Raw genomic sequence first — 23,698 nt, 5'->3', positions numbered from 1 at the left:
ACTCCGACACGGGAACCAGCCTGCCCCCGCCGGGCCAGCGGTGCGTCAGGCCGATGTTCGGGTCAGGTAAGGATCCGGCGGCAGCCGAACGGTGAACGCGGCGCCGCCCTCCGGCGCGTGCCCGGCGGTGATGTCCCCGCCGAGCCGGCGGACCAGGCCCGCGGCGAGCGCCAGCCCGAGGCCGCTACCGACCTTGCGCACCCCCCGGTACCGCTGGTGCAGGGCACCGCGCTCGAACGCCACCGCCAGGTCGTCGTCGGTGAAGCCGGGCCCGCCGTCCCGGACCTCCACCACCCCGCCGTCGGCCGGGTCCGCGCCCGCCGGCCGGACCGCGAGCACCACCGGCGCCCCCGGGGGTACGACCCGCAGCGCGTTCTCCAGGAGCCCGTCCACCACCTGCCGGATCCGGCCCGGATCGGTGTACGCGGGCACCGGCCGGTCGGGAATCTCGGCCCGGAACGGCACCCCCACCGCGGCGCACCGGGCGGCCCAGGCGGGTTCCGCGTCGGCGGCCAGCCGGGTCAGGTCGACGCGCACCGGTTCGAGGGGAAAGTCGGCGGCCTCCAGCCGCGCCAGCGCCAGCAGGTCGCTCACCAGCCGGTCCAGGTGCTCGGCCTCGGCCAGCACGGTACGGCCGGTGCCGGTCACCTCCTCCGGGCCGATCACTCCGTCGGCCAGGGCCTCGGCGTACCCGCGGATCGCGGTCAGCGGGGTCCGCAGCTCGTGGGAGACCGAGAGCAGGAACTCCCGCTGCCGCCCTTCGCTGGTGGCGAGCGCGGCCGCCAGTCCGTTGAGGGCCTCCGCCAGGTCCGCCACCTCCTCGGGCGGCTCGACCGGGATCCGGACCGCCCGCTCACCGGCCCGCAGCCGCGCGGCGGCGGCGGCCGCGTGCCGGATCGGCCGGGCCAGCCGGCGGGCGAGCAGCGTACCGGCGACCACGCCGGCCGCGAGCCCGGCGAGCAGCGGCAGCCAGAGACTCCGGATCACCTGCCCCCACACGCCGCCGCGCTCGACGGCTCGGGCGAGCACCACCCCGTCGCCGCCCGGCAGGGCGCGCCCCTCGACCAGGGCCGGCCGCCCGGCGACCGGCCGCCGGCCGGAGAAGTTCCGGCCCTCGGCGACGCGCTGCACCACCCGGGGCGGCAGGCCGGGCCGGTCCACCACGCCGTCCCGGACCAGGTACGCCTCGATGCCCTGCAGCCGGAGCTGCCGGATCAGCCGCTCCTCGTCGCCGGTCCGGGGTGTGCCCAGCCGGCTCCGCAGCGCCTCGGCGGCCAGCCGGGCCTGGGCGGCCAGCGCCCGCTGCTCGCCGCGCTCCACCCCGCGAACCGCCAGGGGGATCCCGACGAGCGCGGTGACCAGCACCGAGATCAACGCGACCGCGCAGGTCACCAGTACCGCACGCGAGGTCAGCGTACGGCCGGACCGGGGGCGGGGAGCCGGGTACGCCCCGGTCACCGGCAACGCGACGGTCGGCGGGTCCACCGGGTGGTCACGCATCGGCGGCGTACCCCACGCCCCGGTGGGTGCGGATCACACTCGCCGCACCGAGCTTGGCGCGGACCTGCGCCACGTGCACGTCGACGGTGCGGGTGCCGGCGTGTGCGGCGTACCCCCAGACGGCGGCGAGCAGTTCCTCCCGGGTGAACACCCGGCCGGGGCGGGCCATCAGGTGAGCGAGCAGGTCGAACTCGGTGGACGTCAGGTGGACCGGGGCGCCGGCGGCGGTCACCGTGCGCCGACCCGGGTCCAGGGTGACCGGGCCGACCGCGCGGGGGCGGTCCGCGCTCTCCGGTGGCCCGGCGGTGCGCCGCAGGACCGCCCGGACGCGGGCCACCAGTTCGCGGGGGCTGAACGGCTTCGTGACGTAGTCGTCGGCGCCGAGTTCGAGGCCGACGACCCGGTCCACCTCGTCGTCGCGGGCGGTGAGGAAGATGACCGGTGTCCAGTCGCCGGCGTCGCGCAGCCGGCGGCACACCTCGGTGCCGGCGAGACCGGGCAGGGTGATGTCGAGGACACAGGCCACCGGGCGGAGTCGGCGGGCGGCGGCCAGGCCCGCCTCGCCGTCGCGTTCGAGGTGTACGCCGAAGCCGTCCCGGGTCAGGTAGAGCCGGACCAGGTCGGCGATGGACGGCTCGTCCTCCACGACGAGGACGAGCCCGCGGGTCGGCGTGTCGACGGTCACCGGCCCATGATGGCCGACCGGGACGATGCCGGAGTGTCCGGGACGTGTTCGGGTTCGGTAAGGACGTGCCCGGTCAGCGGACCACGACGGGACGGAAGGCGGCAGGCCGAGCGGCGGCCGGCGCGGCGTCCCCGATGGTGGCCACCAGCCGCTCGCGCGCGGGCCGTACCCGGGTGCGGAAGGCGTGGTTGAGCAGGGCGTCCAGCTGCCACATCTGCTTCGGGTGCCGGGTACGGATGAGGAACCGCTCCCGGACGCCGTCGATCGCGGTGGCGGCGAGCTCGATTGAGTGCAGCCGCGGGTCGGGGCTCCAGGTGACGTTGCTCAGCTCGCGCAGCTCGGTGTTGAGGTGCAGGCGCAGCCGGTGCAGGACCCGGGTCTGCTGGGTGACGACCAGTCGACGGTGGGTCAGCAGCAGCAGGTACTCGCCGGCCACCGAACGGTCGGGGCGGCTGCAGCGGGTGACCAGAATGGTGGCGTCGCCGGAGCCGACACAGCGGCGGAAGACCGGCATGTGCCGGCTGGCGGTCTGCATCGCCACGCCGGCCTCGGCGGCGGCCGGGAGGAACGTTCGGGAGAAGACGTCCATGCTCTGCCCAACGACGCCCGGGCAGGGGTGACGTGGGCCACTCGGCGGAATTTGCAAGTTGCACGTCCGCCGTCGCACCGGGGGTGCGACGGCGGACGTGCACCGGGACCCGGCGGTCCTACACCGGGTTGGGGGCGAGCAGTTCCCCCAGCCAGCCGGGCACCGCCTCGGCGTACTCCCGGCGGGCCGGGTCCGGCGTGTCGAGGGCCCGGCGCCAGGACAGGGATCGGCTGACCGTGGTGACCCGCATGGCGGTCCCGGCCAGCTCGCGCAGCGTCGCCCGGTCGTGCCGGCCGGTCCACGGCTCCAGGTACGCGTCCCGCAGCCGCACCAGCGTCGGGTCGTCCCCCGCCAGCTCGGCCGAGTACGCGACCGACCGGAGGGTCACCAGCAGCGTGCCGAACGGATGGGCCAGCGAGGCGTCGCCCCAGTCGAAGAACCGGTACCCGTCCCCGGCCACGAAGACGTTGCCGTCGTGCAGGTCGTCGTGCTGCACGGTGGGGGCGACAGCCGAGTCGGCGAGCCGCCGGCAGTCCTCGGCGAACGTGTCCCGGTACGCGCGCAGCCGCTGGTGCGCCTCCGTGCCGAGCCCGCCCTCGGCACCGAGCAGCAGGGATTCCTCGTCGTCGAGCAGCTCCTCGAACAGCTCCGGCAGCACCTGCGGCCGGTGGTCGGGCAGGCCCAGGGCGAGCAGTTCGCCAGCGTGCACGGCGGCGGCGAGCTGCAGGTCGGCGTACTCCGGCAGGACCCGCTCCCAGCGGGAGAGGTCCCGGTCCCGGGACAGCACGTCCCGCAGCGACTCCCCGCCGGCGGGCAGCAGCGACCAGCCGCGCCGCGTGTCCACGGCGATCGGGTCCAGCACCCGGCCGGGGGCCAGCCGGGCCAGCGCGGCCACCAACCCGGCCTCGTGCACGGTGCCCCGGTTGTTGGCCTTGAACCAGACGTCGCCGTCGTCGGTCGGGACGCGCCAGACCAGGGACCACGGCCGGAGCCGGGCCTCGACCGGCCCGGTCACCTGCCGGCCGTCCGGCCGGAGCTGCTCGGCGACCCAGGCCAGGGCGGTGTCGCCCCAGCGCGGGTCGGCCCAGTCGGTCTGCGGAGTTCCGGTGGTGGTCACGCCGGGCAATGTAGGCCGCCGGCCGGCGGGCCGGCGACCTGATTACCCGTCGCGGTCAGAGCAGCTCGACGATGGTCGCGTTGGCCATGCCGCCGCCCTCGCACATCGTCTGGAGGCCGTAGCGGATGTTGTTGTCGCGCATGTGGGCGAGCATCGTGGTCATGATCCGGGCGCCGGAGCCGCCGAGCGGGTGCCCCAGGGCGATCGCGCCGCCCCGCGGGTTGAGCCGCTCCGGGTCGGCCTCGGTCTCCGCGAGCCAGGCCAGCGGCACCGGGGCGAACGCCTCGTTGACCTCGTACACCCCGATCTCCTCGATGCCCAGCCCGGCACGGCGCAGCGCCTTCGCGGTGGCCGGGATGGGCGCGGTGAGCATGGCCACCGGGTCGTCGGCGGCGACCACGGCGGTGTGGATGCGGGCCAGCGGACGCAGGCCGTGCCGGCTGGCCCACTCGGCGGTGGTGACGGCGAGCGCCGCCGCGCCGTCGGAGATCTGCGAGGCGGACCCGGCGGTGACCACGCCGTCGGGCCGGAACGGGGTGGGCAGCTCGGCCAGCTTCTCCAGCGACGTGTCGCGGCGGATGCCCTCGTCGGCGCCGAACTTGCCGCCGTCGGCGAGGGCGACCGGCGCCAACTCGGGGTCGAAGGCGCCGGCGTCCTGCGCGGCGGCCGCCTTCTCATGGCTGGCCAACGCGAACTCGTCGAGTTGGGTGCGGGAGAAGCGCCAGCGCTGGGCGATCAGCTCGGCGCCGACCCCCTGGTTGAACGGGAGCGGGGAATCCTCGGCGACACCCTCGACGCCCCGGTAGCGCTCCAGGATCGCCGGGCTGAACGGCATGCCGCCCCCCACACTGGAGCCCATCGGCACCCGGGTCATCGACTCGACACCACCGGCGACGACCAGATCGGCCTGCCCGGACAGCACGGTCGCGGCGGCGAAGTGCAGCGCCTGCTGGCTGGAGCCGCACTGGCGGTCGAGGGTGGTGCCGGGCACGGACTCCGGCCAGCCGGCGGCGAGGACGGCGTTGCGGGCGACGTTCCACGACTGCTCGCCGACCTGCGAGACGCACCCCCACATCACGTCGTCCACCTGGGCCGGGTCGATGCCGGTGCGCTCGGCGAGGGCGCGCAGCACGTGCGCGGACAGGTCGACCGGATGCACACCGGCGAGGCTTCCCTTGCGCCGCCCCACGGGGGTGCGTACGGCGCCGACGATGACTGCGTCACTCATATCTACTCCCCGGTAACCTGGCTGGCTTCGATCGTACGTCGCCGCCCGACCGGCCGTCTCGCCCCACTGGCATGCTGGGTGCATGGATGCGGAGTCCGGCAGGCGGGAGTGGCGGGTGTCGGCCGCCCTGCCGGCGGTCAAGGCCGGTGGCGCGGTCGCCCTGGTCGCGCTCGGTCTCCTGTTGGCCGACCGGGACCCGGTCCGGCTCGTCCTGGCCGGGGCGGTCGCCGTGGCCCTGCTCGTCTGGGCCACCCGGGACGTACTGGCGCCGGTCCGCCTCGCCGTCGACCCGGACGGGTTGACCGTCGTCCACGGCTTCGCGGGGCACCGGCGGCTGCCCTGGTCGCAGGTGGAGGCCGTCACCGTCGACCGGCGGACCCGGCTCGGCCTGGCCAGCGCCGTCCTGGAGGTGGACACCGGGGAGTCGCTGCACCTGTTCGGCCGCTACGACCTCGACGCCGACCCGGCCGAGGTCGCCGAGGAGCTGAACGCCCTCCGGCCGGCATCCTGACCGGCGTGCGCGGGGCCTGACCGCACGGCCCCGGCGCACGGCGGTCCGGCGTGCGGCGGCCTGGCGTGCGGGGGCGGGCCCCACCGCGGGCCGTGGTCAGGCGAGCAGGGCGGCGGTGCGGATCAGCGCCAGGCCGAGCAGCGCCGCCACGATCACCGCGCCGCCGGCGGCCTGCACCAGCGTGCGCCGCGAGCGCGGGGCGTACGCGAGGACGAGGGCCATCAGGCCGCCGACCGCGAGGCCGCCGAGGTGCCCGGGGATCGAGATGCCCGGCACGGTCAACGTGAAGACCAGGTTGATCACCAGGATCGGGATGACCTGCGAGATGTCCCGACCCATCCGGCGCTCGATGACGATCAGCGCGGCGAAGAGCCCGAAGATGGCGGTCGACGCGCCGGCCGTGGGCCGGTTCTGCTCGGTGAAGACGTAGGCGAGGACGTTCCCGCCGAAACCCGAGATCAGGTAGAGCGCGGCGAAACGCAGCCGACCGAGCTGGGCCTCCAACGACCGGCCGAGCACCCAGAGCGCCCACATGTTCAGCAGCAGGTGGATCACGCCGAAGTGCAGGAACATCGCGGTGACCAGGCGGTACCACTCACCCTCGGTGATGCCGCCGACCGTCCCGTTCGGCAGGATCGCCGCGCCGAGCACGGAACCCCAGTTGGTGAGGGGAGTGCTGTCGCCGAGCAGCCCACCGAAACCGTTGCCGCCGATCACCGCACCACCGCTGCCGGCGGAGGCGATGGACAGCAGCATGACCAGCACGTTGATCACGATCAACGCCTTGGTCACGTAGCCGTGCCGGCCGGCGGCACCGCCACCGAAGGCGGTGCGCGCCGGCCGTACGCTGCGGCGCCCCTCGTTGACGCACTCCGGGCACTGGAACCCGACCGACGCCTCGCGCATGCAGTCCGGACAGATGGACCGGTCGCAGCGGGTGCAGCGGACGTACGTCTCCCGGCCGGGGTGCCGATAGCAGACCGGGGTGGTCGGCGGGGACTCGCTCACCGGTCGGTCCTGGTGCCCGGACGCTCAGTCATGCGAGCAAAGGTACCTCGCGCCCGCTCAGGAACCGCTGCGCTCGATCTCGACCCGCTCGATGACGACGTCCTGCAGCGGACGGTCGGCCGGGCTGGTCGGGGTGTTGGCGATCGAGTCCACGACCTTCGCCGACTGCTCGTCCGCCACCCGGCCGAAGATGGTGTGCCGGTTGTTGAGGTGCGGGGTCGGCGCGACCGTGATGAAGAACTGCGAGCCGTTGGTGCCCGGCCCGGCGTTCGCCATCGCCAGCAGGTACGGCTGGTCGAAGCGCAGCTCCGGGTGGAACTCGTCGGCGAACGTGAAGCCGGGGCCGCCGCGGCCGGTGCCGGTCGGGTCGCCCATCTGGATCATGAAGCCGCTGATGACGCGGTGCGAGATGGTGCCGTCGTAGTAAGGGCCGCCGCCCGGCTGGCCGGTGCGCGGGTCGGTGTACTGCTTGGTGCCCTCGGCCAGCTCCACGAAGTTGCGGACGGTCTTCGGCGCGTGGTTCGGGAACAGCTCCAGCCGGATCGGACCGGCGTTGGTGTGCAAGGTGGCGTAGACAGCCTCGGCCACGGGTACTCCTCACTCGTTGGTCAGTTCCATGCGGATCCTCCCATGTGCCCGATCTGGTCATGCGGAGGCATCCGAAGGTGGAGGATGACGGAGGACAACTCCCAGGAGGTGGGACCGTGTTTGGAATCGGGCGGCGAAAGACCCAGGGACAGCTCGCGAAGGCCGAGCTGAACCAGGGTTTCGGTCACCTGAAGCAGGCCGCGACGTACGCGGCGAGGGGTGCCGGCGCCACGGTCGGCCCGCGGGTCCTGGCGGCCCGGGGTGCGATCGCGCCGACCGCCGTCGTCGTGCGGGACCGCGCGTCGAGCGGCTACGCGTCGACCGTCGCGGCGCTCGCGCCGCTGGCTCTCGCCCTCCGCGACGCGCAGGCCGAGGCGGCCGGCAAGGCCGTCAACGGGCGGAAGGCCGCCGCCGCCAAGCAGGCCGCCGTCAGCAGGAAGGTGAAGGCGAAGAACATGAAGGCAGCGCGCAAGAAGAAGTCCGGCCGGGGCGGGATGATGACCGGCCTCCTCGCGGCCGGCGCGGTGGCGGGCCTGGCCGGTGCCATGGCCATGCGGCGGCGCCGCGAGCAGCAGGAGTGGGCCGAGTACGACCCGACCCGTTCCCTGGAGCCGATGCGGGACGAGGTGGACACCATCGAGGTCACCACCCGGACGCCCGCCGAGAAGACCAGCTCGGCGTCCACGATGGCCGGTGGCTCCGGCGCGGCCGGCGGGCCGACCGGCGCGGGCAGCTCGGCGGTGGCCGGCGGCAGCAGCGCCTCCAGCACCAGCCCGACCAAGCAGGCGTCGGTCCACGCGACCGACAAGATCCCCGCGGTGGCCGAGGGCGCCACGGAGTCCTCAGGCCGGCCGGCCGACGACCTGGGCAAGGCCCTCAACAAGAACGGCCGCCGCTGATCCCCCGACCACGTCACCCCGCGATCTCGCACTTCTGGTCGCCCGTTCGCGGCTTTCGCCGACTTCGTCCGGGCGCTTGGTGCGAGATCGCGGGGTTTGACGGTCAGAGCCAGCCGTTGCGCCGGAACCAGCGGTACAGGGCCAGCGAGATACCCAGCATGAGGGCCAGGATCGTCGGGTAGCCGTACGTCCACCGCAGCTCGGGCATGAACTCGAAGTTCATGCCGTAGATGCCGGCGATGGCGGTCCACACCGCGGCGATCGCCGCCCAGGCCGCGATCTTGCGCATGTCGTTGTTCTGGTCGACGGTGACCTGCGCCAGCCGCGCCTGGAGGATCGAGTTGAGCAGGTCGTCGTACGAGTTGACCTGCTCGACGGTGCGACTGAGGTGGTCCTGGACGTCCCGGAAGTAGCGGCGGATCTCCTTCGGCACGTCCCGGTTCATCTGTGCGGTGAGCGTCATGAGGGGGCGCTGGAGCGGCACCACCGCCCGCTTGAACTCGACCAGTTCCCGCTTCATCTGGTAGATCCGCTGGATACGGCCGGTGGCGTGCCGGTCGAACACCTCGGTCTCCAGGGTGTCGAGGTCGTCCTCCAACTGGTCGGCGACCTCCAGGTAGAGGTCGACCACCCGGTCGGTCACCGCGTACGCGACCGCCCAGGGGCCGTGCAGCAGCAGTTCCCCCTTGGTCTCCAGGTCCGCACGGACGGGGGCGAGCCGGCAGGCGTCACCGTGCCGCACGCTGATCAGGAAGTTCGGCCCGATGAACAGCATCACCTGACCGGTCTCGACGACCTCGGAGGTCTCGGTCAGCTCGGTGTGCTCGCAGTAGCGGGCGGTCCGCAGCACCAGGAAGCTGACGTCACCGAACTGCTCCAGCTTCGGCCGTTGCTGGGCCTTGACCGCGTCCTCGACGGCCAGCTCGTGCAGCCCGTACGTGGCGGCGATCTCGGTCATCTCCGTCAGGTCGGGCTCGTGCAGGCCCAGCCAGACGAAGCCGTCGTCCGCCCGACGCGCCGCGGCCAGCGCCTCGGCGTAGGTCCAGTCGCCCGCCTGGCGCTTCCCGCCGACGTAGAGGGCGCAGTCGACGACGGAGTCGCGTCGCGGGCCAGCCGGCTCCGGGACGCGTGGCGAGCCGTCGGGGGTGAGCCGCCGGGTCATCGCCCGCACCGGTGCCACCCAGTCGCGGGACCTGGTCCGACCGCCACCCGGCAGCACCGTCCGTGCCCGGTCCATGCCGTCCGCCATCACGCCCCCCTTCCACGCAGCGCCGCGGATTGCAGGGTACGCCGTCGGCGGCGTCACCGGCGGTGACGGATCACCAGGGGGGTGGCGCCGGGCGGGCCGGGCCGCGTTGGGGGGTGAGGGGACGACACGGCCCACCCGGCGCCTCTTGGGGGCGGGGGATTGTGCTGGTGGCGCCGGGCCACGTGCGGGCGGGGCGAGTGCGCCCGGGACGGGCGCGGCCCGGTCACGCGCCGGTGACCTCCGCTACACGTGGTGAATGACGCTCGCAGCATTGTGGGCCGGCAGCCGCCCCGGCGGGAGCCCCGGGGCGGCTGATATCGCCGAACTGTCGGAAACCCGACAGAAATCAGCCGCGAACTGCGGCGACCGCCTCGGCGAGTCGGCGTACGCCCTCGTCGATCCGGTCGGCGGTCACCGCCGAGTACGCGAGGCGCAGCGCGTGCCGCCCCCCGTCGAGGACGAAGTCGCTCCCCTTCACCACGGCGACGCCACGCTCGGCCGCGGCCGGGGCGAGCTTGTCCACGTCGACGTCCTCGGGGAACTCCACCCAGAGGAAGTAGCCACCGTCCGGCTCCACGAACCGGGCCTGCGGGAGGTGCCGCCGCAGCGACTCGCCCAGCACCCGGGCGCGCTCGCCGAGAGCCCGGCACACGGTCTCGATCGAGCGGTCGATCGCCCCCGAGACGCAGAACTGGTACACGATCGCCTCGGACACCATGCCCGGCGAGATGTAGAGGCTGGTCGCCTTCTTGGCGATGTCGGCGATCAGGTCCGCCGGCCCGACCAGGTACCCGACCCGGACGCCCGGGCAGACCGTCTTGGTGAAGCTGGAGGCGTGGACCACCACGTTGCGGGTGTCGAGCGAGAGCATCGACGGCAGGGCCTCGCCCCGGAAACGGACGTCCGCGTACGGGTCGTCCTCGAAGATCGTGAACCCGTACTCGGCGGCGAGGTCGAGAAGCTCCCGCCGCTTGTCCAGGCTGAGCGTCACACCCGCCGGGTTCTGGTAGTTCGGGATGACGTGGGCCAGCCGGGGGCGCACCCCGGACTCCAGCAGCTTGCGCAGCTCGGCGGTGTCCAGGCCGTCGGGCTCGATCGTGATGCCGTGCAGCTCGCTGCCCATCCGCTTCAGGTTGAGCAGCGTCCGGTCGTAGGTGGGGCGCTCCACGACGACCGCGTCGCCGGGACGGACCAGGTGGTCGAAGAGGAACGCGTCGGCCTGCAGCGAACCGTTGGTGACCAGGACCTGGTCGGCTTGGACTCCGTGCTTCTTCGCGATCCACTCGCGCAGGGGAAGGTAACCGACGGAGGTGCCGTACGCCGTCACTCCGGCGGGGTCGGCGTCGAACGCGCGGACGGCGGCGGCCTTGAGCCCCTCGACATCGACGATGTCCAACGAGGGAGCGCCACGGGCGAAGGAGATCAGCTGCTCGGCGGTCATGGCTGTTGAGCGTACGGAAGGCGACGGGGTACGCGCGGTCGGCACGGCGATGTCCGCATCCTGAGCCACCGGGACGGGTGACCGGGGCCGACCGGTCGGCGGCAGATCAGACCGGAAGGCCGAGCGGGTCGTGCTGCGCCTCGCGGGAGAGCCCCTCCACGTGCAGGCCGAGCGCGGTCACCAACTGTCCCCAGTCGAAGTAGGACCGCCAGGCCGCGATCCGCCCGCGCCGTACGCGCACCATGTCCACGACGTCCCAGCTGATCGTCCGCATCGTCGGTGCGACCGTGCCGAAGGGCGTGTGCAGCACCCCGGTCTGGGTACCGGTCAGCCGCTGCTCCACCGCCGCCCCGCCGGCCGTCTGCACGGCGCCCAGCCGGTCCACGTACAGGTCGGGGAAGGCGCCCGTCCAGGTCCGCAGCAGCGCGGGCAGCTCGATCGGGCGCACGGTGACACCGGGCATGGCGTAGAAGGCGTCCGGCGCGTACAGGTCGGGCAACCGCGCCACGTCGCGGCGCAGGAGCATCGCGTACTGCTGCTCGACCAGTCGCTCCGCGCCGGGCATGGCATCCTCCCCCGCGGGCCACGGCCCGTCCGCGCCCGCAGGGAATTCCTTACCCGTCGATCAGCGGCCCAACCCTCGTCGCGGCCGGCGGAGCCGGCACTCAGCCGGTGCCGACCATCCGGCTGGCCGCCCAGACCCGCATGATGTCCCGCACCGAGATCACCCCGGCGACCTCGCGGCCGTCGAGCACCACCAGGTGCCGGAAGCCGCCCCGGGCCATCGCGGCGGCCGCCTCCTCGACCGTCCACTCCGGTCCCGCGTACACCACGTCCCAGGTCAGGTGCGCCCCGGTCCGTTCGACGTCGCAGTCCAGACCTGATCCGATGGCGTTGAGCACGTCCCGTTCGGTCATGATCCCGATCCCCTCGGAGTCCGGATCGATCACGACCGCCGACCCGACGCCACGGGCCGACATCATCTGCGCCGCCTGGCGGAGCGTGTGCTCCGGCCCGACGACGAGGACCTGGCTGGACATAGCTTCCCGAACCTGCATCACGCATCACCCCTGTGGGACGGTGGCACCCGGTACGGAACATGGTGCGCCGGGTGTGTTTGCGGGACAAGACCAGACATCGCCACGATCCTCGGCGGCTCGCTACTGTCGAGGCGTGTCCACCGAGCCCCTGCGCTGCGCGGGCGCGCTGATCGTCGACGACGACGGCCGCCTATTCGTCCAGCGGCGGTCCCCCGACCGGCGCCTCTTTCCCAACTGCTGGGACATCGTGGGCGGTCACCTGGAACCGGGCGAGGAGATCGAGGACGCCCTGCGCCGGGAGGTGACCGAGGAGACCGGCTGGACGGTCGCGTACCTGCTCGGCCTCGTCGGCGAGTACCGGTACGTAGCCGACGACGGGCTGGAACGGATCGAGAGCGACTGGCTGGTGCGGGTCGACGGCGACCTCGCCCGGCCGACGCTCGAGGTGGGCAAGCACACCGAGTACCGCTGGCTCACCGAGGCAGACCTCGACCTGCTCGACGAGCACCGGCACGTCAACGACGGCCTGATCCGCCGGATCGCGGAGGACGCCTTCGCCCTGCTCCGCACGATCGGTTCGTGAACGACACCGTCGACCTGGCGCCGCACCGGTTCGCCGGGCTGGTGGCCCCCGCGGTCGACCGGACGTTCGTCGCCGGCATGCGCGGCGGCCGCGACGCCGGCGGCGCCGAGGTCAGCCAGCGGTACGGCGGTCCGCGCGCCACCGGCTTCCTGGTGGATCTGCGCACCCGGCTCGCCGTCCCGGGCGGCACCGTCGAGGCGGACGGGTTCGCGGCGGTCACCCGGTACCGGGACCCGGCCGCCTGCCGGCGGGCGCTGGACCGGCACGTCGCGCACGGGATGGTCCACCGCGGGGCGGACGGCGCGATCACCGCCACCGAACGGGGGCTCGCCTTCCTCGACGAGTTGTGGCAGGTGCACGCCCGGGCGACCGGAGAGCTGTGGGCGGGGCACGCCGACCGGGTCCTGCGGCTGGTCGAGGCGCTCGGCCGGGTGCTCGCGTACGCCCTCGTGCTGGCCGACGACGACGGCGACGTGGCGGCGGGCGGCGCGTTCGCGGCCATGGCGCCACCCCACGAGCCGGACGGCACCCCACCCGGTGTGCTGCTGCTCAACCGGCTCGGCACGCTGCGCCACCACCGCGCCGACGCGCACACGGCCGCGTGGACGGCCGCCGGGCACACCGCCACCAGCATCGTCGATCTGGCATCGGGGCCGGAGCGCCTCGCCATCGAGCTGGAGACCGACCGCCGGGCGGCCGGACCGTACGTGGTGCTGACCGCCGAGGAGCGGCTGACGATGCTCGCCGACCTGGCGGCCCTGCCCGGCTAGACGCCCGGCACCGGCGCCGGAGGGCTGCCGGTTGCCGGTGGCGGTTCCGGACCGCGGCGCTATCCTCCTCCGGTGAACGCCAGACGAACGGGACATGATGCCGGCATGGTCGGAATGGTGCTGGCAGCTGGCGCCGGGCGGCGGCTGCGCCCGTACACCGACACCCTGCCCAAGGCGCTGGTGCCGGTGGACGGGGACACCACCATCCTCGACATCGCGCTGCGCAACCTCGCCGAGGTCGGGATCACCGAGATCGTCGTCGTGGTCGGCTACGCTGCCGACACGGTGCGGGAGCGGCAGGCCGACCTGGAGAAGAGGTACGGCGTCACGATCACCCTCGTGCCCAACGACAAGGCCGAGGAGTGGAACAACGCGTACTCCCTGTGGCTGGCCCGGGAGTGGTTCGCGCGAGGCGTCCTGCTGGTCAACGGTGACACGGTCCACCCGGTGAGCGTGGAGAAGACCCTGCTGGCCGGGCGCGGTCCGGGCGTCCTCCTGGCGATCGACACGATCAAGACGCTGGCCGAGGAGGAGATGAAGACCACCTTCGACGCCGCCGGCCAGCTCACCCGGATCACCAAGCTGATGGACCCGGGCGAGGCGGACGGGGAGTACATCGGCGCGACCCTCATCGAGCCGCACGTCGCCGACGCGTTGGCCGACGCTCTCGAGGCGACCTGGCGGCGGGACCCGAACCTCTACTACGAGGACGGCTACCAGGAGTTCGCCGACCGGGGTGGCGAGGTGCGCGCGGCGCCGATCGGCGACGTCTCCTGGGTCGAGGTCGACAACCACGACGACCTGGCCCGCGCCCGGGAGATCGCGTGCCGCTACTAGCCCGTACCGTCACCACGCCGCTCGCCATCGAGGTCCGCCGCGGCGCGGTCGCCGGCCTCGGTGAGCTGCTCGCCGACCGGCGGATCTCCGCCGGCGGCGACGTGGCGGTGGTGGTCGGGCCGGGGCAGGGCGAGAAGATCGTGGACCTGTGCCGGCCCACGCTGGGCTCGGCCGACGTGTTCACGGTGGCGGGCGGCAGCATCGACTCCGCCAACGAACTGGGGGACCGGCTCCGTCGCCGCCACTACGACGCGGTGATCGGCATCGGCGGCGGGAAGACGATCGACACCGCCAAGTACGCGGCCACCCGGTACGGCCTCCCGATGGTCACCGTCGCCACCAGCCTCGCCAACGACGGCATCGCCTCCCCGGTGGCGTCCCTGACCCACGAGGGCGGCAAGGGCTCGTACGGCGTCCAGATCCCGATCGCCGTCCTCGTCGACCTCGACTTCGTGGAGCACGGCCCGGACCGGCAGACCCAGGCCGGGATCGGCGACGCGGTGAGCAACCTCAACGCCTGCGCCGACTGGGAACTGGCCCACCAGGTCCGTGGCGAGCCGATCGACGGGCTCGCCGTGACCCTGGCCCGTACCGGTGCCGAGGCGCTGCTCAACCATCCCGGCAAGATCACCGACGACGCGTTCCTGACCACGCTGGCCGAGGCGCTGATCCTCGGTGGCATCGCGATGTCGATCTCCGGGTCCAGCCGGCCGGCGAGCGGCGGCGACCACGAGATCTCCCACGCGATCGAGCACCTGTGGCCCGGCACCAGCTCGCACGGGGAGCAGGCCGGGCTGGGCGCGCTCTTCTGCACCTGGCTCCGGGGCGACCTGGAGCGGTTCGGGCAGCTCGCCCGCTGCCTGCACCGGCACGGCCTGGCCACCCGCCCGGCCGACGTCGGGCTCACCGACGAGCAGTTCGTCGAGGCGGTCCGCTACGCCCCGCGGACCCGCCCGGACCGCTACACGATCCTCGAGCACCTCGCCCTGTCCGCCGACGACGTCCGGAACCGGTTGGGAGACTGCCGTGACGCCCTCCGTGATCACCTTGGCTGAGCCGTCCCGGCCGACGGTTGCCGACTTCTACCGGACCAACCGCGGCGGAGGGTTGTTCAGCGAGTCGGTCAGCCAGTGGATCGGCGCGGCGTTCGCCGTCGTCGCCCACCGGCTCGGGCTCCGACCCACCGCGCTGACGATCACCAATCTGGTGCTCGGGTTGAGCACCTCGGTGGCGGTCGTGGCGCTGGCCGAGCCGGTCGCCGCCGGCCGCGTACCGGCCTGGCTGGTCGGGGTGCTGGCGCTGGTCGGCTGGCAGGTCGCGTACGCCCTGGACTGCGCCGACGGGCAGCTCGCCCGGGTCACCGGCCAGGGCAGCGCCGCCGGGGCCCGCGTCGACGTGCTCTGCGACGTGGCGGCCCAGATCGCCCTGGTCGCGGCGCTCACCGCGACCACCGTGGCGCAGACCCCGTCGACGCCGACCTGGCTCATCGCGGCGTTCGCCGGGACCTGGATGGTCAACCTGGTGACGTCGGTGATGCAGGCCGGCCCGAACGCCGCCAGCATGGTCACCTCGACCTCGCTGCCGGTACGCCTGGTGAAGCTGGTCCGCGACTACGGCGCGGTGATCTTCGTGGCCGGGCTGGTGCTGCTGTTCGCGCCCGCGCTCACCCTCTGGGTGGTGGTCGCGTTCACGGTCGTCAACGGCGGCTTCCTGCTGGCCAGCATCGCCTTCTCGGCCCGGGCCAGCCTCCGCTGACCCGGACGCCCCGCCTCGGTCAGGGGCGGGAGACGTCGGCGTAGATGTCGATCAGGCGCTTGGTCACCACGTCCGGGTGGAAGGTGCGCTCGTAGCGGGAGCGGGCGGCGGACGCCAGCCCGGCGGCACCTGCGGCGGCCAGCGGCAGGGCCGCCGCGAGGGCGGCCGGCTCCGGCGGCACCACCCAGCCCGCCTCCCCCGTCACGATTCCGGCCGGCACGGCGGCGGCCGACGCCGGCGGGGGTGAGCCCGGCCCGGTCGCCGGAGCGGCGGCCGAGGCGGGCGCGGCCGGGCCGGTGCCGGCCGGCTCGCGCGGAGTGTCCGCGCCAACCAGGTACGGGATGCCGCCGAGCGCGGTGCCGAGCACCGGACGGCCGGCGGCCAGCGCCTCGATGATCACCGTCGGCAGGACGTCGTGCCAGGTGGAGGTGGCCAGCACGACGGCGCTGGATTCGAGCGCGGCCCGGACCCCGGCCCGGTCCAGCGGGCCGAGGAAGGTCACGTCCGTCCGCTCCGCGGCGGCGGCCTCGACGAGCGGCCGCAGCTCACCGTCACCGGCGACGCGCAGCTGCCCCAGCGCGCCGTCCGGGTGCCGGCGCCAGGCGTCGACCAGCAGGTCCAGCCCCTTCTCCGGAGAGAGCCGGCCGAGGAAGAGGAAACCGGTGCCGAGCGGGGACGGCGCCCCCGGGTCGGGGATCGCGTTCGGCTTCACCACGATCCGTTCGTCCGGAATGCCGTAGTCACGCAGGTGGTCGGCGACCGCCGTGGTCAACGCGACGAAGCGGTCCACCGACCGCCAGGTGCCCCGGTGCACCGCGAGCGTCGTCGCCATCAGCGCGCTCTGCGCCCGCGAGCCCCGGTAGCAGCGGTGCACGACGGCGGGCACGCCCAGCGCCCGGCCCCGACAGTCCTGGCAGATCATGCCGTCCCGGAAGTACAGGCCGGACGAGCAGACCTGCCGGTAGTTGTGCACCGTCTGCACCACCGGCACCCCGTGCCGGTGCGCGGTCCGCACCACCCACGGCGAGAGCAGGGGGTACGGGTTGTGCAGGTGCAGCACGTCCGGCCGCTGCTCGGTCAGCAGGTGGCTCAACTCCTGCTGGGCCCTGGGGGCGTAGATCGGGGAGATCGGCAGCAGCGCCTTGGCGGCCCGGGACATCGACGGGATCTCGTCGGAGCTGCGCAGGAACGGCAGCACCTCCACCCCGGCCGCGGTCAGCTGGGCGATCTCCGCGTCGACGATCGTGTTCTCGCCGGACGGTTGGGCCTCCCGGTACCGGTTGTGCGCCACCACGATTTTCATGAGATTGGAGGCTACCGTTGGCTGGTGCCCGAACTACCGGAGGTTGAGGCGCTCGCGGAGTACCTGCGCCAGCGCGCGGTGGGCCGGCGTGTCGACCGCCTGGAGGTCGCCGCGATCAGCGCCCTGAAGACGTACGATCCGGCGCCCACGGCCGCCGCCGGGCAAGGGGTGACCGACGCGCGCCGCCACGGCAAGTTCCTCGACGTTCTGCTCGGCGACAACCTGCACGTGGTGGTCCACCTGGCCCGGGCGGGCTGGCTGCACTACCGCGAGGCGTTCCCGTCGAGTGCACCGCTGCGCCCGGGGAAGGGTCCGGTCGCGCTGCGCGTACGCCTCGACGACGGCTCGGGCTTCGACCTGACCGAGGCCGGCACCCAGAAGAGCCTGGCCGTGTACCTGGTGACCGATCCGGCGGCGGTACCCGGGGTGGCCCGCCTCGGTCCCGACGCGCTCGCCGTCGACCCGGCCACCTTCGCCGACCGCATCCGCAGCCGGAAGGGCCAGGTCAAGGGGGTGCTCACCGACCAGACGGTGCTGGCCGGGGTGGGCAACGCGTACTCCGACGAGATCCTGCACGCGGCGAGGCTGTCGCCGTTCGCGCTCACCAACCGGCTCACCGACGAGCAGCTCGCCACCCTGCACTCCGCGACCCGGGACGTGCTCGGCGACGCGGTGGCCCGGTCGGTGGGCCAGCGGGCGGCGGAGCTGAAGGGCGAGAAGCGGTCCGGGCTGAAGGTGCACGCCCGTACCGGACTGCCCTGCCCGGTCTGCGGCGACACCGTACGGGAGGTGTCCTTCGCCGATTCGAGCCTCCAGTACTGCCCGACCTGTCAGACCGGCGGCAAGCCGCTCGCGGACCGACGGTTGTCCCGGTTGGTACGGTGAGTGACGACCCTCACCGACTACGGAGAGGAATCGGCCGCCGCGCGACGAACGTCCGGGTCGCGTCTCCACCACGGCCCCCATCCATCGGTATAGTGGCTCGGTCCCCGGCTTCTGAAATGGTCCGGAGCCGGCCAGATGCCATGCGGTTCGTCCCGACGCGCACGCCCACGGGTGAGCGTCCCGGTGCGGTGACCGCGTGGGAGACTGGGACGGTGGGCGACGTGGGCCCTTCACGCCGAGTGAGCGGCTCGCGTCATGCGGGAGGACATGGGTGAGGTGACGACAAGCCTCCAGCGCCCGGTATCCAACGAAGGCCGGAGCAAACTCGTGCGGCACGTCGACAGCTTCGAGATCCAGCCGCCGACACCGCCGACCCACAACGGCGTACCCCGATCGGCGTGGGCGCGGGCCCGGCGGCGGGTCTCCCGCTGGCACCGCCCGTACACCGCCATCCTGCTGCTGCTGGACTTCGCCGCGGCGGCGTTCGCCAGCTTCACCGCGATCCGCACCTTCGACCAGGCCCGGGCCGGCTTCTACCAGGCCGACGACGATCCGACCTGGTTCTACACGGTGGCCTTCGGCCTGCTGCCGCTCGGCTGGGTGGTCATCCTCTGGTTCAACCGGTCGTACGACCGGCGCTACCTGGGCCTCGGGCCGGACGAGTTCAAGCGGGTGATGCGCAGCGGCGTGGCGGTCTGCGCGACCGTCTCCTTCCTGGCGTTCGCCACCAAGACCGACCTGTCCCGGTTCACGGTCGGCACCGCGCTGCTCCTCGCGCTGCTGCTGATCCTGCTGGGTCGCATCCTGGCCCGGTTCGTGCTGCACGTCGTCCGGCGCAACGTCGGCCAGGCCGGGCACCGGATGGTGCTGGTGGGCACCCTGCCGGAGTGCCTGGAGGTCTACCGGTCGGTCACCCGCAGCCCGGCCGCCGGCCTGGTGCCGGTCGCGATCCACATAACCGACGGCTACGCGGCGGCCCGGGGCGTGGAGACGCCGGTTCCGATCTACGCCGGGCGGGACGTCCTCGCCCTGGTCCGCGAGGTCGGCGGCGACACGATCGCCGTCTGCGGGTCGGCCAGCGCCGAGCCGGGTGAGCTGCGCCGCCTGGCCTGGCAGTTGGAGGGCTCGGGTGTCGACCTCGTCGTGGCCCCGCAGCTGACCGACATCGCCGGCCCCCGGGTGCACATCCGCCCGATCGAGGGGCTGCCGCTGCTGCACGTGGAGGAGCCGACCCTCTCCGGCCCGGCGCTGCTGGCGAAGAACCTGCTCGACCGGGTGGCCGCCGGGCTCGGCCTGCTGCTGCTGGCACCGATCTTCCTCGTGATCGCCGTCGCGATCCGCATCTCCGACCCGGGTCCGGTGTTCTTCCGGCAGCCCCGGGTCGGCCACGAGGGGCGGACCTTCCGGGTCTGGAAGTTCCGCACCATGTACGTCGACGCCGAGGACCGGCTGGCCGGCCTGGTCGACCAGAACGAGACCGACGGCATGCTGTTCAAGATCAAGCAGGATCCCCGGGTGTTCCCCGTGGGCCGCTTCCTGCGCGCGTCGTCGCTGGACGAGCTGCCGCAGTTGATCAACGTGCTGAAGGGCGAGATGTCGCTGGTCGGGCCACGCCCGCTGCCCGCCGACGACGGCGACTTCCTCGGCGACGTCCGGCGGCGGCTGCTGGTCAAGCCCGGTATGACCGGCCTGTGGCAGGTCTCCGGCCGCTCCGACCTGTCGTGGGACGAGGCGGTCCGGCTGGACCTCTACTACGTCGACAACTGGTCGCTGGCGTACGACCTGAGCATCCTGTGGCGGACGGTCGGGGTGGTGGTCGCCCGCAAGGGCGCGTACTAGCGGAAGCCGCCGCCACCCGTCAGGATCGCGACCGTGGGTGGCAACCTCTCCGCCGTCGTCGGCGTCGTCTCGCTGGTCACCGCGCTGGCCGCGGCCCTGTTCGCGGTGGTACGCCTGCGCGGCCGCCGGGGCATCGCCACCGCCACCCAGCGGGCCACGTACGAGGTGCTGCACACCGCCGGGCTCGCGGCCGAGCCACTGCGGGCCGGGCTGACCACCGCGAACGCGGCGAAGGCCGCACGGCATCTGCGGGCCCTGGTCGGGGCGGTCGGCCTGGCGCTGACCGACGCCGACGGGCTGCGCGCCGTCGACGGCCGCGGCGCGCACCACGAGGCCCAGTTGGTCGCGGCGGCCCGACGGGCGGTGGCGGCCGGCCGGTCGACCGTGCTCGGGGAGGCCGAGCTGCACTGCGACCGGGTGGACTGCCCGGTGCGGGGAGCGGTGGTCGCCCCGCTGACCGGGGTGGACGGGCGGGTCGTCGGCGCGCTCGTCGCCGTCGCCGACGGCGCACCCGCGCCCGGCCTGGTGCAGGCGACCCTGGAGACGGCGCACTGGGCCGGCAACCAACTCGCCCTGGCCGAGCTCGACTCGTCGCGGGAACGGCTCGCCCGGGCCGAGGTCCGCGCGCTGCGGGCGCAGATCAGCCCGCACTTCATCTACAACGCGCTGACCGCGATCGGCTCGTTCGTCCGGACCGACCCGGACCGGGCCCGGGAACTGATCCTGGAGTTCGCCGAGTTCACCCGCTACTCGTTCCGGGCGCACGGCGAGTTCACGACGCTGGCCGAGGAGCTGCGGTCGATCGACCGCTACCTGACCATCGAGCGGGCCCGGTTCGGCGACCGGCTCCAGGTGCGGCTCCAGATCGCGCCGGAGGTCCTGCCGGTCACGCTGCCCTTCCTCTGCCTCCAGCCGCTGGTCGAGAACGCCGTGCGCCACGGGTTGTCCCGGAAGCCCGGCACGGGCATGGTGAGCATCGAGGCCCGCGACGCGGGCACCGAGTGCCACATCACGGTGGAGGACGACGGAGTGGGCATGGACCCGGCCGCGCTGACCGCGGGTATCGCCGAGCTGGCCGGCGCCAGCGGCGACCCGGGCGACGACCCGGGCGGCCACGTCGGCCTCTCCAACGTCGACGAGCGGCTCCGGTCGGTCTTCGGGGACGGTTTCGGCCTGGTGGTGGAGACCGGCCTCGGTTCCGGTACGAAGGTCAGCATGCGCGTGCCGAAGTTCCACCCCGGCGTACGGGCGGGGTCGTGAGCGGGTTCCTGCGGGTGCTGGCGGTGGACGACGAGCCACCGGCGCTGGACGAGCTGGCGTACCACCTGCGGACCGACCCGCGGGTGGCCCGGCTGCACACCGCCGGGGACGCCACCGAGGCGCTGCGGGTGCTCCGCGACGACGACGTGGACGTGGTCTTCCTCGACATCCGGATGCCCGGCCTGGACGGCATGGAGTTGGCCCGGGTGCTGCGGCGCTTCGCCCGGCCTCCGGCGATCGTCTTCGTCACCGCGTACGACGACGGTGCGGTGGACGCGTTCGACCTGGGTGCCACCGACTACGTCCGCAAGCCGGTCCGGGCCGAGCGGCTGGCCGAGTCGCTGCGCCGGGTGATCGGATCGCGGGTGGTGCCCAGTCATCCGGCGGCGCTGGCGCGGGCCGAGGAGGACCCGACGATCCCGGTCGAGCTGGCCGGGACGACCCGCATGCTGCCCCGCTCGGCGGTGCGCTGGGTGGAGGCGCAGGGCGACTACGCGCGGCTGCACACCGCCGAGGGCTCGCACCTGGTCCGGGTGTCGCTGGCGACCCTGGCCGAGCGCTGGGCGGACGCCGGGTTCGTCCGGATCCACCGGTCCTACCTGGTGCAGTTGAAGCTCATCGCCGAGCTGCGGCTGGTCAACTCCGGCTACGTGGTGGTGGTCGACTCGACGGAGCTGCCGGTCAGCCGGCGGCACACCCGCGAGTTGAAGGACAAGCTGGTCCGGGCGGCTAAGCAGGACTGGAGCCGCTAGGCCGGCGGCGCAGCCGGGCCGCACCGCCACGTCCTAGACGAGTGATTCCCAACTCTGGGTTGAGCGGCGTGGCAGGTTGACCAGCGCAAGTAGAGAGGGCATCGATGGTCGTTTGTGAAGACAGACCTCGACACCCTCTTGACCGCACTGTACGTGCTTATCGACGACCACGTCATCCCGCCCGGCCGCAAAGGCCCGGGCCGGCCGAAGCGACTTTCCGAGGCCGAACTGGTCTGCCTGGCCGTGGCTCAGGTGCTGCTGGGCGCCCGCTCCGAGCACCACTGGCTGCGGATCTGCTACGGCCGTCTCGGGCATCTGTTTCCCTACCTGCCCAAACAGCCCGGCTACCACAAGCGGGTCAAGGCCGCCGCGCCGCTGATCTGCCGAACCACGATGTACCTGGCCGGGCTGTGCCCCACCATCGGCGACCAGCTGCGGCTGCTGGACGCCACCCCGGTGCCGTGCGGCACCTCTCGGTCCACCGTGCAGCGCTCCGCGCTGGCCGAGATCGCCGGCTACGGCTACTGCGCGTCGCACTCGCGCTGGTACTGGGGCCTGAAGCTGTACCTGTTGACCACCGCCGAAGGGCTCCCGCTGGCGTGGTGCCTGGCCGACCCGAAGATCGGCGAACGCGAGATCGCCGAGGACCTGCTCGACTACGCACGCGAACTGGGCGCTCTGGCACCGGGCATGGTCGTGCTGGCCGACAAGGGCCTGGCTGGCAGGGCGATCGAACGCTACTGCGCCGAGCAGGTCGAGGTGCTACTGGCCAGGCCGGACCGCAAGGACGAACGGCGCCGTTTCGGCAACCTCGCCGGGGTCCGGCAGTGGATCGAGTCGGTCAACCAGACCCTGAAAGGCCAGCTCAACCTGGAAGGACACGGCGGGCGTACACCGGCCGGGGTGTACGCCCGCGTCGCCCAACGGCTCCTGGCCATGACCGCCGCGATCTGGCACAACTGGCGCATAAACGCCGACGTCAAACGCTCCCTGACCGCGTACGACCACTGATCCATTCGGAATCACTCGTCTAGGCGAGCATGGTGACGAGCGCGGCTGCGAGCATCGCCGGGCCGTACGGTACGGGGGTTCGCCAGCCCGCGCGGCGGGTGATCAGGAGACCGGCGACGAGCGGCAGGTTCACCAGTGGGGCCAGCAGCACGCCGGCCACGACGGCCGGCCACCCCAGCCAGCCGAGGTGGAACCCGAGGACGGCGCCGAGCTTCACGTCGCCGAAGCCGAGCTGGGAGCGGGGCAGCAGGGCGAGGGTGAGGTAGCCGGCGGCACAGGCGAGCGCGGCGAACGCACCGCGTACCAGCGCCGGGACGGCCTGCTCCGCGAGCGCCGCCACCACCAGCAGCGCCACCCCGCCGAGGAAGGCGACGCCGACCAGCGGGTCGGGCAGCCGCAGAACCCGCAGGTCGACCAGCGCCAGTGGCACGGCGAGGGCCGCCAGCAGCAGGAACGCCGGCAACGCCCAGGTCGGGCCGAGGGCGGCCGCAGCGGCACCGCAGGCGGCGGCGGAGAGCGGCACGGTGACCCACCGCCCCGGCACGGGCCGCCGATCGCACCCCGGGCACCGGCCGGACGACCGCCACCAGGGCGGGATCGCCGTCGCGCACCGGGGGCAGGCGGAGCGCCAGGGTGGCTTCGGCCGGCCGGCCGGCCACTCCACCGCGTACCGGTCGATCAGCCCGGGCAGTAGCAGCCCCCAGCCGGCCCCGGCGACGGTGGCGGCGGCCACGAGGGGGAGCAGCACGGGCGGGATCGTATCGACGCCCGCCCCCGGAGCGGGGCCCCGAAACGATGAGATCGGCGGAACGGGAATAACCGCCGCTCCTCGTACACTGTACGGTAGG

Annotated in this window: 25 protein-coding genes; 12 read left to right on the top strand and 13 right to left on the bottom strand. The window is 73.4% G+C overall.

Features of this window, described 5'->3' with window-relative positions; all coding sequences use genetic code 11:
- Positions 1 to 45: 45 nt before the first annotated feature.
- From ACN26Y_RS08310 to ACN26Y_RS08290, 5 genes are all read right to left on the bottom strand, one after another.
- Positions 46 to 1,500, bottom strand: a complete 1,455-nt coding sequence (locus ACN26Y_RS08310; RefSeq protein WP_155329722.1) for a sensor histidine kinase — start codon at positions 1,498 to 1,500, stop codon at positions 46 to 48.
- On the bottom strand, positions 1,493 to 2,185 hold the full coding sequence (locus ACN26Y_RS08305) for a response regulator transcription factor (protein WP_155329721.1): 693 nt from the start codon (positions 2,183 to 2,185) through the stop codon (positions 1,493 to 1,495). The genes ACN26Y_RS08310 and ACN26Y_RS08305 overlap by 8 nt, the downstream gene beginning before the upstream one ends.
- Before the next feature lie 73 nt (positions 2,186 to 2,258).
- Positions 2,259 to 2,774, bottom strand: a complete 516-nt coding sequence (locus ACN26Y_RS08300) for a hypothetical protein (protein WP_155329720.1) — start codon at positions 2,772 to 2,774, stop codon at positions 2,259 to 2,261.
- 118 nt (positions 2,775 to 2,892) lie between these two features.
- Positions 2,893 to 3,891: a phosphotransferase gene (locus ACN26Y_RS08295; RefSeq protein ID WP_155329719.1), complete on the bottom strand. Its 999-nt coding sequence runs from the start codon at positions 3,889 to 3,891 to the stop codon at positions 2,893 to 2,895.
- Positions 3,892 to 3,946: 55 nt separating this feature from the next.
- The gene (locus ACN26Y_RS08290) at positions 3,947 to 5,119 is read right to left on the bottom strand and encodes a thiolase family protein (protein ID WP_155329718.1); all 1,173 of its coding nucleotides are present in this window, start codon (positions 5,117 to 5,119) and stop codon (positions 3,947 to 3,949) included.
- A gap of 82 nt (positions 5,120 to 5,201) precedes the next feature.
- Between ACN26Y_RS08290 and ACN26Y_RS08285 the strand changes: the two genes are divergently transcribed.
- Positions 5,202 to 5,630, top strand: a complete 429-nt coding sequence (locus ACN26Y_RS08285; protein WP_366599440.1) for a PH domain-containing protein — start codon at positions 5,202 to 5,204, stop codon at positions 5,628 to 5,630.
- A gap of 96 nt (positions 5,631 to 5,726) precedes the next feature.
- Here the strand turns inward: ACN26Y_RS08285 and ACN26Y_RS08280 are convergent, their stop codons facing one another.
- Together ACN26Y_RS08280 and ACN26Y_RS08275 are read right to left on the bottom strand one after the other, a co-directional pair.
- A complete protein-coding gene (locus ACN26Y_RS08280) occupies positions 5,727 to 6,638 on the bottom strand; it encodes a rhomboid family intramembrane serine protease (RefSeq protein WP_422734554.1) in 912 nt (303 codons plus the stop codon).
- 57 nt (positions 6,639 to 6,695) lie between these two features.
- Positions 6,696 to 7,226, bottom strand: a complete 531-nt coding sequence (locus ACN26Y_RS08275) for a peptidylprolyl isomerase (RefSeq protein ID WP_422734553.1) — start codon at positions 7,224 to 7,226, stop codon at positions 6,696 to 6,698.
- Positions 7,227 to 7,285: 59 nt separating this feature from the next.
- Here ACN26Y_RS08275 and ACN26Y_RS08270 point away from each other — a divergent pair, with 59 nt between their 5' ends.
- Entirely contained in the window at positions 7,286 to 8,125 is an 840-nt protein-coding gene (locus ACN26Y_RS08270) for a hypothetical protein (protein WP_155329714.1), read from the top strand.
- A 103-nt stretch (positions 8,126 to 8,228) separates the two neighbouring features.
- On the opposite strand, the gene corA is transcribed toward ACN26Y_RS08270, so the two are convergent.
- The 4 genes from corA to ACN26Y_RS08250 form a co-directional block, all read right to left on the bottom strand.
- Entirely contained in the window at positions 8,229 to 9,374 is a 1,146-nt protein-coding gene (gene corA, locus ACN26Y_RS08265; protein ID WP_155329713.1) for a magnesium/cobalt transporter CorA, read from the bottom strand.
- A 346-nt stretch (positions 9,375 to 9,720) separates the two neighbouring features.
- Positions 9,721 to 10,815 (bottom strand): PLP-dependent aminotransferase family protein, encoded by a 1,095-nt coding sequence (locus tag ACN26Y_RS08260; RefSeq protein WP_155329712.1) that lies wholly within the window; start codon positions 10,813 to 10,815, stop codon positions 9,721 to 9,723.
- A gap of 106 nt (positions 10,816 to 10,921) precedes the next feature.
- Entirely contained in the window at positions 10,922 to 11,380 is a 459-nt protein-coding gene (locus ACN26Y_RS08255) for an ester cyclase (protein ID WP_155329711.1), read from the bottom strand.
- Between the two features lie 100 nt (positions 11,381 to 11,480).
- On the bottom strand, positions 11,481 to 11,873 hold the full coding sequence (locus ACN26Y_RS08250; protein WP_155329710.1) for a cyclic nucleotide-binding/CBS domain-containing protein: 393 nt from the start codon (positions 11,871 to 11,873) through the stop codon (positions 11,481 to 11,483).
- Between the two features lie 115 nt (positions 11,874 to 11,988).
- Between ACN26Y_RS08250 and ACN26Y_RS08245 the strand changes: the two genes are divergently transcribed.
- The 5 genes from ACN26Y_RS08245 to ACN26Y_RS08225 all read left to right on the top strand — a co-directional run bounded on the left by ACN26Y_RS08245 (position 11,989) and on the right by ACN26Y_RS08225 (position 15,800).
- Positions 11,989 to 12,438, top strand: coding sequence for an NUDIX domain-containing protein (locus tag ACN26Y_RS08245; protein WP_196255809.1), 450 nt, complete (start codon positions 11,989 to 11,991; stop codon positions 12,436 to 12,438).
- Positions 12,435 to 13,208 carry a hypothetical protein gene (locus ACN26Y_RS08240; protein ID WP_155329708.1) on the top strand — a complete coding sequence of 258 codons (774 nt, stop codon included), beginning with the start codon at positions 12,435 to 12,437 and terminating at the stop codon, positions 13,206 to 13,208. Before ACN26Y_RS08245 ends, ACN26Y_RS08240 begins: the two co-directional genes overlap by 4 nt.
- Positions 13,209 to 13,313: 105 nt before the next feature.
- On the top strand, positions 13,314 to 14,045 hold the full coding sequence (locus tag ACN26Y_RS08235) for a sugar phosphate nucleotidyltransferase (protein WP_422734552.1): 732 nt from the start codon (positions 13,314 to 13,316) through the stop codon (positions 14,043 to 14,045).
- A complete protein-coding gene (locus ACN26Y_RS08230; RefSeq protein ID WP_155329706.1) occupies positions 14,033 to 15,100 on the top strand; it encodes an iron-containing alcohol dehydrogenase family protein in 1,068 nt (355 codons plus the stop codon). Before ACN26Y_RS08235 ends, ACN26Y_RS08230 begins: the two co-directional genes overlap by 13 nt.
- Positions 15,084 to 15,800, top strand: coding sequence for a CDP-alcohol phosphatidyltransferase family protein (locus ACN26Y_RS08225; protein ID WP_155333994.1), 717 nt, complete (start codon positions 15,084 to 15,086; stop codon positions 15,798 to 15,800). The genes ACN26Y_RS08230 and ACN26Y_RS08225 overlap by 17 nt, the downstream gene beginning before the upstream one ends.
- A gap of 19 nt (positions 15,801 to 15,819) precedes the next feature.
- Here ACN26Y_RS08225 and ACN26Y_RS08220 read toward each other — a convergent pair whose 3' ends face one another.
- On the bottom strand, positions 15,820 to 17,103 hold the full coding sequence (locus ACN26Y_RS08220) for a glycosyltransferase family 4 protein (protein ID WP_155329705.1): 1,284 nt from the start codon (positions 17,101 to 17,103) through the stop codon (positions 15,820 to 15,822).
- Between the two features lie 24 nt (positions 17,104 to 17,127).
- Between ACN26Y_RS08220 and ACN26Y_RS08215 the strand changes: the two genes are divergently transcribed.
- The 5 genes from ACN26Y_RS08215 to ACN26Y_RS08195 all read left to right on the top strand — a co-directional run bounded on the left by ACN26Y_RS08215 (position 17,128) and on the right by ACN26Y_RS08195 (position 22,850).
- Complete coding sequence (locus ACN26Y_RS08215; protein ID WP_422734551.1) at positions 17,128 to 17,988, top strand: Fpg/Nei family DNA glycosylase; 861 nt, start codon at positions 17,128 to 17,130, stop codon at positions 17,986 to 17,988.
- Positions 17,989 to 18,255: 267 nt separating this feature from the next.
- Positions 18,256 to 19,827, top strand: coding sequence for a sugar transferase (locus tag ACN26Y_RS08210; RefSeq protein ID WP_155333993.1), 1,572 nt, complete (start codon positions 18,256 to 18,258; stop codon positions 19,825 to 19,827).
- 33 nt (positions 19,828 to 19,860) lie between these two features.
- Positions 19,861 to 21,087, top strand: a complete 1,227-nt coding sequence (locus tag ACN26Y_RS08205; RefSeq protein ID WP_155329703.1) for a histidine kinase — start codon at positions 19,861 to 19,863, stop codon at positions 21,085 to 21,087.
- A complete protein-coding gene (locus tag ACN26Y_RS08200) occupies positions 21,084 to 21,839 on the top strand; it encodes a LytR/AlgR family response regulator transcription factor (protein WP_155329702.1) in 756 nt (251 codons plus the stop codon). Before ACN26Y_RS08205 ends, ACN26Y_RS08200 begins: the two co-directional genes overlap by 4 nt.
- 114 nt (positions 21,840 to 21,953) lie before the next feature.
- Complete coding sequence (locus ACN26Y_RS08195; protein ID WP_155331462.1) at positions 21,954 to 22,850, top strand: IS982 family transposase; 897 nt, start codon at positions 21,954 to 21,956, stop codon at positions 22,848 to 22,850.
- 19 nt (positions 22,851 to 22,869) lie between these two features.
- Here ACN26Y_RS08195 and ACN26Y_RS08190 read toward each other — a convergent pair whose 3' ends face one another.
- Positions 22,870 to 23,598: a prepilin peptidase gene (locus ACN26Y_RS08190; protein WP_155329701.1), complete on the bottom strand. Its 729-nt coding sequence runs from the start codon at positions 23,596 to 23,598 to the stop codon at positions 22,870 to 22,872.
- Positions 23,599 to 23,698: the final 100 nt, after the last annotated feature.

Source organism: Micromonospora sp. WMMD558 (genome assembly GCF_049315255.1).
GTDB lineage: Bacteria > Actinomycetota > Actinomycetes > Mycobacteriales > Micromonosporaceae > Micromonospora.
This window is presented reverse-complemented; position numbering and strand designations above follow the sequence as displayed.

Excerpts from the sequence above, each read along its gene's own strand:
- ACN26Y_RS08310 (WP_155329722.1), bottom strand. The coding sequence starts at position 1,500 with ATGCGTGACCACCCGGTGGACCCGCCGACCGTCGCGTTGCCGGTGACC.
- ACN26Y_RS08285 (WP_366599440.1), top strand. The coding sequence starts at position 5,202 with ATGGATGCGGAGTCCGGCAGGCGGGAGTGGCGGGTGTCGGCCGCCCTG.
- ACN26Y_RS08255 (WP_155329711.1), bottom strand. The coding sequence starts at position 11,380 with ATGCCCGGCGCGGAGCGACTGGTCGAGCAGCAGTACGCGATGCTCCTG.
- ACN26Y_RS08270 (WP_155329714.1), top strand. The coding sequence starts at position 7,286 with ATGCGGAGGCATCCGAAGGTGGAGGATGACGGAGGACAACTCCCAGGA.
- ACN26Y_RS08250 (WP_155329710.1), bottom strand. The coding sequence starts at position 11,873 with ATGCAGGTTCGGGAAGCTATGTCCAGCCAGGTCCTCGTCGTCGGGCCG.
- ACN26Y_RS08235 (WP_422734552.1), top strand. The coding sequence starts at position 13,314 with ATGGTCGGAATGGTGCTGGCAGCTGGCGCCGGGCGGCGGCTGCGCCCG.
- ACN26Y_RS08300 (WP_155329720.1), bottom strand. The coding sequence starts at position 2,774 with ATGGACGTCTTCTCCCGAACGTTCCTCCCGGCCGCCGCCGAGGCCGGC.
- ACN26Y_RS08290 (WP_155329718.1), bottom strand. The coding sequence starts at position 5,119 with ATGAGTGACGCAGTCATCGTCGGCGCCGTACGCACCCCCGTGGGGCGG.
- corA (WP_155329713.1), bottom strand. The coding sequence starts at position 9,374 with ATGGCGGACGGCATGGACCGGGCACGGACGGTGCTGCCGGGTGGCGGT.
- ACN26Y_RS08260 (WP_155329712.1), bottom strand. The coding sequence starts at position 10,815 with ATGACCGCCGAGCAGCTGATCTCCTTCGCCCGTGGCGCTCCCTCGTTG.
- ACN26Y_RS08220 (WP_155329705.1), bottom strand. The coding sequence starts at position 17,103 with ATGAAAATCGTGGTGGCGCACAACCGGTACCGGGAGGCCCAACCGTCC.
- ACN26Y_RS08210 (WP_155333993.1), top strand. The coding sequence starts at position 18,256 with ATGGGTGAGGTGACGACAAGCCTCCAGCGCCCGGTATCCAACGAAGGC.